This window comes from Streptomyces sp. NPDC020958 (assembly GCF_055562175.1).
This window is the reverse complement of the sequence record NZ_JBVHFU010000005.1, coordinates 100,582-112,352: the sequence shown is the minus strand read 5'-3', so window position 1 is coordinate 112,352 and position 11,771 is coordinate 100,582. Positions and strand designations below refer to the sequence as shown.

General features: G+C 72.1%; 10 protein-coding genes. 8 read left to right on the top strand and 2 right to left on the bottom strand.

The features are described from left to right. Nucleotides 1-233 precede the first annotated feature (233 nt). From ACZ3KP_RS17495 to ACZ3KP_RS17485, 3 genes are all read left to right on the top strand, one after another. The gene (locus ACZ3KP_RS17495; RefSeq protein WP_358971992.1) at nt 234-884 is read left to right on the top strand and encodes a helix-turn-helix transcriptional regulator; all 651 of its coding nucleotides are present in this window, start codon (nt 234-236) and stop codon (nt 882-884) included. Nucleotides 885-1,008: 124 nt separating this feature from the next. Next, the gene (locus tag ACZ3KP_RS17490) at nt 1,009-1,668 is read left to right on the top strand and encodes a Pvc16 family protein (protein ID WP_467500458.1); all 660 of its coding nucleotides are present in this window, start codon (nt 1,009-1,011) and stop codon (nt 1,666-1,668) included. Beyond that, nucleotides 1,665-3,647, top strand: a complete 1,983-nt coding sequence (locus ACZ3KP_RS17485) for an ATP-binding protein (RefSeq protein ID WP_467500456.1) — start codon at nt 1,665-1,667, stop codon at nt 3,645-3,647. Before ACZ3KP_RS17490 ends, ACZ3KP_RS17485 begins: the two co-directional genes overlap by 4 nt. A gap of 283 nt (nt 3,648-3,930) precedes the next feature. Here ACZ3KP_RS17485 and ACZ3KP_RS17480 read toward each other — a convergent pair whose 3' ends face one another. Then, nucleotides 3,931-5,367 (bottom strand): RICIN domain-containing protein, encoded by a 1,437-nt coding sequence (locus ACZ3KP_RS17480; RefSeq protein ID WP_467500454.1) that lies wholly within the window; start codon nt 5,365-5,367, stop codon nt 3,931-3,933. Continuing rightward, a complete protein-coding gene (locus ACZ3KP_RS17475) occupies nt 5,364-6,806 on the bottom strand; it encodes a hydrolase (RefSeq protein ID WP_467500452.1) in 1,443 nt (480 codons plus the stop codon). The genes ACZ3KP_RS17480 and ACZ3KP_RS17475 overlap by 4 nt, the downstream gene beginning before the upstream one ends. A 298-nt stretch (nt 6,807-7,104) precedes the next feature. Here ACZ3KP_RS17475 and ACZ3KP_RS17470 point away from each other — a divergent pair, with 298 nt between their 5' ends. From ACZ3KP_RS17470 to ACZ3KP_RS17450, 5 genes are all read left to right on the top strand, one after another. Then, the gene (locus ACZ3KP_RS17470) at nt 7,105-7,389 is read left to right on the top strand and encodes a hypothetical protein (protein WP_467500450.1); all 285 of its coding nucleotides are present in this window, start codon (nt 7,105-7,107) and stop codon (nt 7,387-7,389) included. Nucleotides 7,390-7,431: 42 nt separating this feature from the next. Continuing rightward, complete coding sequence (locus ACZ3KP_RS17465; protein ID WP_467500448.1) at nt 7,432-9,024, top strand: phage tail sheath subtilisin-like domain-containing protein; 1,593 nt, start codon at nt 7,432-7,434, stop codon at nt 9,022-9,024. Nucleotides 9,025-9,087: 63 nt separating this feature from the next. After that, entirely contained in the window at nt 9,088-9,531 is a 444-nt protein-coding gene (locus tag ACZ3KP_RS17460) for a phage tail protein (protein ID WP_046726369.1), read from the top strand. Beyond that, nucleotides 9,531-10,001 (top strand): hypothetical protein, encoded by a 471-nt coding sequence (locus ACZ3KP_RS17455; protein ID WP_467500446.1) that lies wholly within the window; start codon nt 9,531-9,533, stop codon nt 9,999-10,001. Before ACZ3KP_RS17460 ends, ACZ3KP_RS17455 begins: the two co-directional genes overlap by 1 nt. Next, nucleotides 9,998-10,168: a DUF6760 family protein gene (locus ACZ3KP_RS17450; protein ID WP_165939330.1), complete on the top strand. Its 171-nt coding sequence runs from the start codon at nt 9,998-10,000 to the stop codon at nt 10,166-10,168. The genes ACZ3KP_RS17455 and ACZ3KP_RS17450 overlap by 4 nt, the downstream gene beginning before the upstream one ends. Nucleotides 10,169-11,771 lie beyond the last annotated feature (1,603 nt).

Sequence of the window (11,771 nt, the reverse complement as noted above, 5' to 3'; positions counted from 1 at the left end):
GGACCAGTGCACCCATCTGCTTTTCAGGGGCGCGGGGAACTGCGCGATCAGCCCCCACGCACCCGCAGCCGACACGCGACCCCCCGGCCCTCACCCCTTCCCGCCCCACATCTCGTGGTCCCTGTCGTGGTGGTCCACGATTGTCGCTGCCCCTTTGGTCACAGCAGGCTGGAGTAATCCCGCCTGTCACCGTTCCCTCAGGGGTGACGGGCACGTGTCCATAGGGGAAGCGGTTGGCCAGCCACAGCTCATCTGCGCCGGTCGGGCGCACGCCCGTCACCGTGTACGCACCGGACCCCATCTCCCGTGAGGGCGCGCTCAGCCAGCTGCGCCGGCATCCGGAGATCGAGGTCCGCGAGGAGTCCGAGGGCGGCCCCGGCACGGTCGCGCTGCTCATCAGCGACGGCCTCGACGAACCGGTGCTGACCAGGCTGCGCCGGGTGGTGCGCAGCGAGGGCGCCCGGGCGGTGCTCGTCGTCGGGGCACTGCGCGAGACGGAGTTGCTCGATGTCATCGAGTGCGGGGTGGGTGCCATCGTCTGGCGCCACGAGGCCACCGAACTCCGGGTCGCCCAGGCGGTGCTGGCGGCGGCGCGGGGCGACGGCGACCTGCCCGCCGATCTGCTCGGCAGGCTCATCAACCAGGTCGGCACGTTGCACCGTAACGCCGCCGGGCGTCCGGGCGCCCCGGCGTCCGGACTGTCCGCCCGGGAGGTGGACGTACTGCGGCTGGTCGCCGAGGGGCTCGACACCGGTGAGATCGCCAGCAAGCTGTCCTACTCCGAGCGCACCGTCAAGAACGTCATGCACGGGCTGACGACCCGACTGCATCTACGCAATCGGGCCCACGCCGTGGCCCATGCCCTCCGGGAAGGCTACATCTGACCGAACGGGCAGCGGGCACCGGCTCCGGGGCAGCGCGGTCTGCCCGGTGGTGCCTGCGGGGTGCGCCCGGCGGGCGGCAGGATGGAAGCTGGGCGAAGGTGAGTCAAGGAGCGGTGAGTTCGGCGTGATCCACGAGGTGGACCAGGTACTGCGGAACCTGCTGACCGGGGGCGCGCTGGAGGGCTCCGGCATCGACGTCTCCTTCGACGCGCCGACCCGTGACTGGTCGGCGCGCCGCAACGGCCCCGTGATCAACACCTATCTGTACGACATCCGGGAGGACGTGAACCGGCGGCAGCGCGGGCACATCGACATCCGCGACGAGCGGGACGTCGTCGTCAAGCGCCGCCAGCCGCCCCGCTGGTTCCGGCTGTCGTACCTGGTGACGGCGTGGACCAAGCGACCGGAGGACGAGCACCGGCTGATCAGCGCGGTGCTGGCGACCCTGATCCCGAGGGAGCTGATCCATCCCTCCGAACTGCCGGGGTCGCTCGGCGCGCTGGGGCTGACGATCCCGTTGTCCTGCGCCGGCATCCAGTCCGAGGCGCGCTCTCTCGCCGAGATCTGGTCGGCGCTCGGCGGTGAGCTGAAGCCGTCCCTGGACGTCGTGATCACGGCACCCTTCCCGGCCTACCCGGAGTACGACGCGGGGCCGCCCGTCACCGAGGGCGCCGCCGTCCGGGTACGGGACGGACTGGACGAATCCGCCCCCGTGCTGGAGGAACGCGCGCACCGGCCCGGCCAGGTCGCCGAGGCCCGCGCCGCCCGTAAGGGGCGCGCGTGACCCTGGACGTCTCCCTGGAGCCGGTCGCCCCGCTGCTGGCCAGGCTGGCCGGCCTGCGCGAGCGGACCGCCGCCCTCGTAGAGCACCGCTCGGCAGGCGACCCCACGGCCACCGACCCGCTGCGCGGCCTCTACCTCTCCGAGGAGGCGGTACGGCACCTCCTGAGCCCGGCGCCGGAACCGGCCGAACTTCCCTCCCTGGGGGACGACTTCCCGGACCGGCTCGCCGAACTCGCCACCCGCCTGCGGCTCACCCACCTCGACGCCGCGATCCTCCTCATCGCCCTCGCGCCCGACCTGGACCGCACCTTCGAGCCGCTGTACGGCTACCTCAACGACGACGTCGGCCGCCGCCGCGCCACCACCGGTCTCGCCCTCGACCTGTACGGCGTCCCCGCCCACCTCGCCGCGGCCCGCGCCCGGTTCCATCCGACCGCCCCGCTGACCGCGCTCGGCCTGCTCACCGTCGAGGAACCCGAACGCCCCTTCCTGAGCCGCTCGTTGCGCGTCCCCGACCGGGTACTGGCCCACCTCCTGGGCGACGACACCCCGGCCCCGGAACTGTCCGGACTGCTGCGGGAGCCGTCGTACGACGAGTTCGCTTCCGATCGTGACGACAGCGGCGCGGAGTTCGTGCGGCGGCTGGCCGGGTGGGCCGGGGGCGGGGCCGGATTCGTCTACCTGCGGGAGCGGCGGGAGGGGGAGGGACTCGGGTGTGCCGTGGCGGCGCTGCGGCACGCGGGGACGGCGGCCTGGCGCTGTACCGCGGCGACCGAGGAACAGGTCCCCGGGCTGCTGCTGGAGGCGCGGCTGAGCGGGCGGGCGCTGCTCGTCGAGGCCGGCGCCGACCCCGGCCCGCTGGTGCGGGCGCTGGGCACCGCCGCCGGGGACGTCACCGTCCTGCTGACCGCCGCCCACCCCTACGACCCCCAGTGGTGCGACCGCCGCGACCCCCTCGTCCTGGAGGTCCCCTCCCGGCAGGCCTCCGCCCTGGACGCCTGGGCGGCCGCCCTGCCCGCCGACCCCGGCTTCGACCTCGCGACCACCGTCGCCCCGTACCACCTGGGCGGCGACCGGCTGGCCCGCGCGGCCCGCGCCGCGCAGGACCTCGCCGCCTTCGACGGAACCCCGCTGGCCCCCGGGCACCTGCGGCTGGCCGCCCGCCAGCAGTCGGCGTCCGGGCTCGAACAGCACGCCCGCCGGATCCGGCCCGCCGTCGACTGGCGGGACCTGGTGCTCCCCGAACGCCCGCTCACCGAACTGCGGGAACTCGCGCTGCGGGCCCGGCACCGCGACCGGGTGCTCGGTGACTGGCGGCTGAGCGCCGGGGGAGGCCGGGGCCGCGGGGTGCTGGGGCTGTTCGCCGGGGAGTCCGGGACGGGCAAGACGCTGTCCGCGGAGGTGGTGGCGGCCGAACTCGGCCTGGACCTCTACGTCGTGCAGCTCTCCTCCGTCGTCGACAAGTACGTCGGCGAGACCGAGAAGAACCTGGAGCGGATCTTCACCGAGGCGGACCGCACGGACGCCGTGCTGCTCTTCGACGAGGCCGACGCCGTCTTCGGCAAGCGTTCCGAGGTCAAGGACGCCCACGACCGCTACGCCAACCTGGAGTCGGCGTACCTGTTGCAGCGCCTGGAGGCCTTCAACGGCATCGCGCTGCTGACCACCAACCTGCGTGCCAACATCGACGAGGCCTTCACCCGCCGCCTCGACCTGGTGATCGACTTCCCGTTCCCCGACGAGGAGCAGCGGCTGGCCCTGTGGCACCACGGGCTGGCGCACGTCCCGAGCGAGGAGGACATGGACCTGCGCCCGCTGGCCCGGGACTTCGAGCTGGCGGGCGGTTCGATCCGGAGCGCGGTGGTGACCGCCGCCTATCTGGCCGCCGGCCGTGCGGAGCGGGTCTTGGCGGCCGACCTGCTGGAAGGCGCCCGCCGCGAGTACCGCAAGGCGGGCCGCCTGGTGCCCGGGAGCTGGTGAACCCAGAAGGGCCCGAGGGGTTGTCCGGCGGATCAGGTCGCAGGGAAGCAAGGGTGGCTCGTCGGCCGAGGTGAGCGGGGTCTGGGTGTCCGGCTGCACGGCGGGGGAGCCGTGGCCGATCAGCCGCTGCCGCGGCGGGCGACGCGGTGGGGTCACCTCCCGGCCGGAGGCTGGGGGACGTCGGCGACCGACGACACCGCCGCTGGGGGTCCCCCACGCCTTTCGGGCAGTGGGGGAGGGCGTGCCGGACCCCGCGTCTGCGGCATGATCCGCCGGACAGCCCCTAGTCGCCGGACGGCCGGACGATCTTCCATTCCTGGTCGTCCGTGTTCGAGCAGTAGTACAGGGTCAGGTTGGTGCCGTTGCCGCCGACGCTGAAACCGGCCACGTCCAGGCAGAGGTTGTCGCTGGCGAAGTTGCGGATCCAGTAGGCGCCGCTGGGCTGCTTCTCGACCCACCAGAGCTGGTTGTCGGCCTTCGTGCCGTCGCACTTGTACTCGGTGATCGGCGCGGACAGCCTGGCGGACCCGTAGCCGGGCAGGTCCATGCACAGCTGGTCCTTGGCGTTGCGGATCTGGAAGAGCGCGGCCGACCCGGGCCCGTCCTTCGGGTAGCGCACCTCCAGGTCCCACAGCTGGTTGTCGGCGGTGGTCTCGTCGCAGGTGAACTCCTGCACCGGGCCGTCGCTGGTGCCGTCGCCGTAGCCGGGGACGTCCGCGCACTTCTTCGTCGTCGTGTTGAACAGCAGGATGTTCGTGGCCGGTACGACCGGTTTCGGGGTCTTCTTCTTCGGCTTGGGCGCCGCCTGGTCCTGGCCGCCTCCGCCGCCCGACTGCGTGTCCGTCGAGGCGGGGGCGTCGTTCGCCGGTTGCTGCGCGACCGCGGAGGGCGTGGGCGCGGCCACCAGCGGGGCACTGGCCGAGGGGCTGGGGGCGAGGGTGCTGACGCCTGCTTCCTGGACCTGTTCCTGGGCGAGGCTTTTGACCTGGGGTTTGTAGTTGAACCAGATGAGGGCGAAGGTGATGGCGAGGGCGAGGAGGGTGCCGAAGAGGGTGGCCAGCCAGCGGGGCAGGAAGCCGCGTTGGACGTAGGTTCCGTCGACCTGTTCCGGTTGGACCCCGGAGCGTTGGACCGTCAGCCGGTAGGGCCGCTGCTCCTTGGGCCCGAACCAGATGATTTTGCGGGGTTTGAGGGTGGCGTCGATGAAGGCGGCGCGGCCGGGTTCGATCTGGACGTTGCTGGGGTGGAGGTCGTAGGTGAGCTGGTCGCCGTTGTCGTTTCCGCTGACGGAGGCGGTGAGTTTGGTGTTGCCGAGGTTGTCGATGGCGAGTTTGGGGCGTCCTCGGAAGCGGCCCTTGACCGTGGGGGGGACGAGTTCGGCCCGGAGTTCGGTGAAGGGGGTGATGGTGAGGTTGCCCTCGGGGACGGTGACGGCCTCGGGGTGTTCGGTGGGGGTGATGCGGATGGCGTAGGGGTTGGGTCCGGCGGTGGCGTCGGAGGTGCGGGGTGGTGCGAAGGTGAGCTCGACGGTGCCGGTGGTTCCGGGGTAGAGGCGCAGTGTCTGGGGTTCGACGGTCGTCCAGGGGGCGATGGGGCCGACCGGTTCGAAGCGGTACTCGTCGACGACGTCTCCGGTGTTGCGCAGCCGCAGGCGTACGCGCGTGCTGCCGCCCGGGTCGACGGTCGCGGAGGCGGGTTCCAGGGAAGTCCACAGGGTCACGGGGTCACCGTCAGCTTGAAGGCTTCGAGCCAGAGCGTGTTGTCGAGGGTGCCGACGAACGTGAGCGCGTTGTTGTCGCTGCGGGGGCCCTGGCACCACTGGTCGCCCCAGTCGTGGTCGCGGACCTTCGCGTAGTTGCAGCCCTTGCCGTTGCCGACGTTGAAGGCGAAGCCCTCGATGTAGGGGTCGGACGCCTTGGTGCTGCCGATGTAGTTGTCCTTGCCGTCGGCGATGATCGCCGTCCAGTTCGGGTACCACGCGCCCTGGCCGTTGGTGGAGTTCGGGTCGTAGTGGAACCAGTTGGCGGCGGAGCCCTGCACGCCGTACACCGCGAGGTTGATGGCCTTGATCGGCAGGTTCTTGCCGACGGTGCCGGACATGGTGCCGTCGCAGACGGGCTTCTGCCAGCCGCTGCCCTGGACGTAGGAGCGGTAGCAGATGTGCCGCCCGGCCGGGTCGTCGGCGGCGAGCCGGTTCACGGCGGTCGCCGCGGTGTCCTGCTTGGGCTTGGCGGTGACGGTCGCCGTCGCGCCCCCGCCCCCTCCGCCCCCGCCGCCGCCGGCGGCACCGGCCCCGGGGGCCGCGGCGGGCGCCGTCGAGGGCGTCACGCTGGGCGCCGGCGGCGGGGTCGGGGTGGCCGAGGGGCTGGGGGCGAGGGTGCTGACGCCTGCTTCCTGGACCTGTTCCTGGGCGAGGCTTTTGACCTGGGGTTTGTAGTTGAACCAGATGAGGGCGAAGGTGATGGCGAGGGCGAGGAGGGTGCCGAAGAGGGTGGCCAGCCAGCGGGGCAGGAAGCCGCGTTGGACGTAGGTTCCGTCGACCTGTTCCGGTTGGACCCCGGAGCGTTGGACCGTCAGCCGGTAGGGCCGCTGCTCCTTGGGCCCGAACCAGATGATTTTGCGGGGTTTGAGGGTGGCGTCGATGAAGGCGGCGCGGCCGGGTTCGATCTGGACGTTGCTGGGGTGGAGGTCGTAGGTGAGCTGGTCGCCGTTGTCGTTTCCGCTGACGGAGGCGGTGAGTTTGGTGTTGCCGAGGTTGTCGATGGCGAGTTTGGGGCGTCCTCGGAAGCGGCCCTTGACCGTGGGGGGGACGAGTTCGGCCCGGAGTTCGGTGAAGGGGGTGATGGTGAGGTTGCCCTCGGGGACGGTGACGGCCTCGGGGTGTTCGGTGGGGGTGATGCGGATGGCGTAGGGGTTGGGTCCGGCGGTGGCGTCGGAGGTGCGGGGTGGTGCGAAGGTGAGCTCGACGGTGCCGGTGGTTCCGGGGTAGAGGCGCAGTGTCTGGGGTTCGACGGTCGTCCAGGGGGCGATGGGGCCGACCGGTTCGAAGCGGTACTCGTCGACGACGTCTCCGGTGTTGCGCAGCCGCAGGCGTACGCGTGTGCTGCCGCCCGGGTCGACGGTCGCGGAGGCGGGTTCCAGGGAAGTCCACAGGCTCACGTCGACACGCTACGGGCGCCCCGCGACGGTGTCGCAGGAACGAGGGCAGCTTCAAGTGCCCGAACGAGCCGTCCGGTTGGCCGTCCGGGCGGAAGGCAGGGTGCCAGGAGTCCCCCCTGCGGCTCTTCAGCCCCGCCGCCGATCCGGGTGGAACGACGAGAGGCGAGAGGACGGTACATGCAGGCATACGCACGCTCAAGCACGGGTTCCGCACCGGACCGCGACGCGGGCCGCGCGCCCGCCCGTCCGCGCCCCGGCCGACCACGGCGGCCCGGCTGGCGGCGACGACTACGTCACCATGGAGAACTACGCCCGCGAGCAGTCTGGCAGCCGCTCCGCCCTCGACAGCGGCGACCCGCTCTGGTATTTCCGCATGTACGGCACGGAGGCCGGGCGCACCTGGCACGAGTGCTGGGCCGATCCCGACAACACCAACCTCGTCGGCGCGATGCTGACCATCACGCTGCGCCGAGCATCCGGCGCCGGTACGGCCGACCGGTCCGCGTGTCCTGCCCTTCGGGGCACGCGGACTGCCCCCGGGCAGGCACCTCGGGCCGTTTCGGCGGACGGGCCTCGCGCGTGAGGGTGGAGACGTTCCTGTCTCGTACCCCGAGGAGAGCAGAGCATGCCGTCCTACCTGTCGCCCGGCGTCTACGTCGAGGAGGTGGCCAGTGGCTCGCGCCCCATCGAGGGGGTGGGCACGTCGGTGGCGGCCTTCGTGGGCCTGGCCCCGACCGGTCCGCTGAACGAGCCGACCCTGGTGACCAACTGGACGCAGTACGTGGCGGCCTTCGGTGAGTTCACCGACGGGTACTACCTCGCGCACTCCGTCTACGGCTTCTTCAACAACGGTGGCACGGCCGCGTACGTCGTCCGTGTCGGCGGCACCTCCGAAGGGGCCGACGGGTCCGCCGAGGGCGCCAAGTCCCCCGCCGCCGTCAACGGTTCCGCGGCGCCCGCCGCGCTGCCGGCCGGTGAGGCCAAGCAACTCGGCACCTTCACGGTGAGCGCGGTGGCCTCCGGTGACCTGAGCGTCGAGGTAGCCGACCCGGAGGGCGAGGGCCCCGCCGAGCGCTTCAAGCTGATCGTGAAGGACGGCGGCAAGCCCGTCGAGACCTTCGACGTGACCGCGAAGAAGGGCGGCCGCAACTACGTCGTCACGCAGGTCAAGGAGCGTTCCAAGCTCATCACCGTGACCGAGGCCGCGCCCGCCGCGCAGCTGGCCCGTCCGGACAACCAGACGGTGGCCCTCGTGGCGCCGACCCAGACACCGGCGTCCGCGCCCCCCGTCGTGGACGCCGGTTCCCACCCCGGCCCCGCCACCTACCTCGGCGACTCCGCCGACCGCACCGGCTTCGGCGGCCTGGAGGCCGTCGACGAGGTGTCCATGGTGGCGGTGCCCGACCTGATGGCCGCCTACCAGCGCGGCGCGATCGACCTGGAGGCCGTCAAGGCCGTCCAGCTCGGCCTGATCGCGCACTGCGAGCTGATGGGCGACCGGGTCGCGGTCATCGACCCGCCGCCGGGCCTGAACGCCCGCCAGATCCGCGTCTGGCGCCAGGAGACGGCCGGCTACGACTCCAAGTACGCGGCCCTGTACTACCCCTGGATCAAGACCTTCGACCCGTCGTCCGGCCAGTCCCGGCTGATCCCGCCGTCCGGTCACGTGGCCGGCGTCTGGGCCCGCAACGACGCCGAGCGCGGTGTCCACAAGGCCCCCGCCAACGAGGTCATCCGCGGCGCGGTGGACCTGGAGCTCCAGATCACCCGCGGTGAGCAGGACCTGCTCAACCCGATCGGCGTGAACTGCATCCGCGCCTTCCCCGGCCGCGGCATCCGTATCTGGGGCGCCCGCACGCTCTCCTCGGACCCGGCCTGGCGCTACCTGAACATCCGCCGGTACTTCAACTACCTGGAGGAGTCGATCCTGATCGGCACCCAGTGGGTGGTCTTCGAGCCCAACGACCACAACCTCTGGGCCCGCATCCGGCGCAACATCTCCGCGTTCCTCGTCAACGAGTGGCGCAGCGGCGCCCTGTTCGGGCAGCGGCCCGAGGAGGCGTACTACGTCAAGTGCGACGAGGAGACCAACCCGCCGGAGTCGGTCGACGTCGGCCGCGTGATCTGCGAGATCGGCATCGCGCCGGTCAAGCCGGCCGAGTTCGTGATCTTCCGGCTGGCCCAGTTCTCCAGCGGCAGCGGCGAGCTGCAGGAGTAGCGGCACGGCTTTTCCCCGACCCACCGATTTCCCAGGCAACTTGAGCAGAACGGGCAGTAGGACATGAGTCTCCAGCCGGGTGACGCCCTCACATCACACAATTTCGGCCTGCAGATCGACGGCGTGATGGTCGAGTACCTCGCCGAGGTCAGCGGTCTGTCGATGGAGCAGGACGTCATCACCTACCAGCAGAACACGCCGGACGGGAAGAACCACGTCCGTAACCTGCCGGGAGTGAAGAAGAACGGCACCTGCACGGTCGTACGCGGTATGACCCAGTCGTCGTCGTTCACGCAGTGGATCAACGAGTCGATCAACGGCCAGATGGCCACGGCCCGCAAGAACGCCACCATCATCATGATGGACTTCCAGAACACCCCGGTGAAGCGCTACAACCTGCGCAACGCCTGGTGCAGCAAGATCGACACCAGCACGGTCAAGGCGGGCGAGGCGTCCGCGCTGACCGAGTCCGTGACCATCACGTTCGAAGAACTGGTCATCGAGTAATGAGGCGTTCGGCCGGCCGGGCCGGGAGCGTGGGGGCGCCGCTCGCACCGGAGGTGACGGCGCCCCCGGCCGCCCCGCAACCCGAGGCGCCCCGCGAGGTGCTGCGCACGGAGTTCCCGTTCCAGCTGCCCCGCGGGTACGTCGACGAGCAGGGCACCGTCCACCGCGACGGCGTGATGCGGCTGTCGACGGCACGGGACGAGCTGATCCCGCTCCGGGACATCCGCGTCCAGGAGAACCCGGCGTTCCTGTCGGTGGTCCTGCTGGGCCGGGTCATCACCCGGCTCGGCACGCTGCCGCTCATGCACGACGGCATCGTGGAGAACATGTTCGCCTCCGACCTGGCGTTCCTCCAGGACTTCTACCGCCAGATCAACGCGGAGGGCCACACCCGGGCCGTGGTCAACTGCCCGCACTGCTCGGAGCCCTTCGAGGTGGAACTCGGCGGGAGCCGCCTGGGGGAATCGTGACGTACGCGACCGACCGGCTGCACGAGGAGATCGCGTACGTCGCCTACCACTTCCACTGGAACCTCGAGGACATCCTGGACCTGGAGCACGCCGACCGCCGCCGCTACACGGCCGAGATCGCGTCCCTGGTGACCAGGGCGGCTGCCGCCGCCGGTACGGAGGGCTGAACGGTGGGCTTCTGGGACCGAGCACGAGGACGCGACCGCGGCACCGGGGGCGATGCCGGGGACGGGGCTTCGGGGGCAGTGGGAGGTCCGGCTCCGGGCTCGGCCGGGGACGAGGCCGGCGGTGTGGTGTCGCGTCCCGTGGTGGCGGCGGCCTGGTCGGGGCTGCCGCCCATTCAGCGTGCGCTGGGCACGGGTGGTCCGGTCGCGGACTCGGGGTTCGGCGGGCGGCTGCCGACATGGCAGAACCCGTCGTTCATGGGCACCCGCTCCCACGCGGTCCTGGACGGCGAGTCGAGCGCGACCCTGGCGAGCGGCGGCGGCGCCACGGGACTGACGGGAACGGGAGCGCTGGGAGGTCTCGAACGCCCCGCGCAGGCACTGCCGTTGGCAGGGCCGACAGGACCGGCGGGCGGCCGTGGGGCGGCGGTTCCGGTGGTGCCGTTGCGAGCGGTCGGGGGTGGTTCGGCCGGTCCGGTCGGTCCGGTCGGTTCGGTCGGTTCGGCGCAGACGGGTAGTTCGAGCGGTGCACGGGGTGCGAGGGGTTCCGGAGGCGGGGGCGGGGGCGGGCCGCGAGGGCTCGTGGCGGCTGCGGTGCAGCGGGTGCCGCTGGTGGGGCGCGCTGGGAACGGGGGGAGTGCGGCGACGTCGCCGACTCCTGCCACCGCGCCGGTCAAGGGTGCGACACCGGCTGTCCAGCGGTCCGCTTCGGCGACCGCCCCTACGGCCCCCGGCGCGGTGCCGGTGGCATGGGCGCCGCAGGCGACCCCGGCTGCCCCGGCTCCGGCCACCGGCCCCCGGGTCAGCCCGGCACCCCCTGTCACGCCTCGGCGCAGCGCGCTGACGCAGGCGCCGGCGAGTACGGCGGCCACGGCCGCGCAGCGCCGTACGTTGCCGTCGGCGCCGCGGACGGTGGCGGCGGACGAGGGTGATCGAGCGGGGGGCGAAACGGGCGGGGACGCGATGGTGCAGCGACGGGCGTCCGAGGGAGCGGCTCCGGCGCCGGTGAGCGGAGAACGGCCGGCCCGGTCCGAAGGTCCCGCCACTCCGGATGCGGCGCCACGCCCACCGGTACAGCGCACGGCTGCCGCTCAGGGTCCGGCACCCACCGGTCGTACGACACCGGCGGCCCACACACCTGTTGTGCAACGACGGTCGCCGGTCACGCCCTCAACGAGCGGTGCACCGTCGGCACCGTCGCTGCCGACGGTTGCTCAGCGGCAGCCGAAGAACGCGACCTCGGACACCCCTCCGACGACAACGCCCCGCAAGGACGCCTCCGACCGGCCCGGTGCCGCGCAGGGAGCCCCGCTTCGGGCACGGGGCGGCTCGACAGGCGGCCCGTCAACGGCATCCGTCCAGCGCCAGGGCGGCACGGCGGGTGTGGTGCCGTCGGCGTCGGGTCGGGGTGAGGGCGGTTCGCCTGGTGCTGCGCCGGGAGCGCCGCTTCAGGGGCGGGGTGGTTCGGCGGGTGGGGCGTCGACGGTGTCCGTTCAGCGCCAGGTCGGCTCGGCGGGTGTGGTGCCGTCGGCGTCGGGTCGGGGTGAGGGCGGTTCGCCTGGTGCTGCGCCGGGAGCGCCGCTTCAGGGGCGGGGTGGTTCGGCGG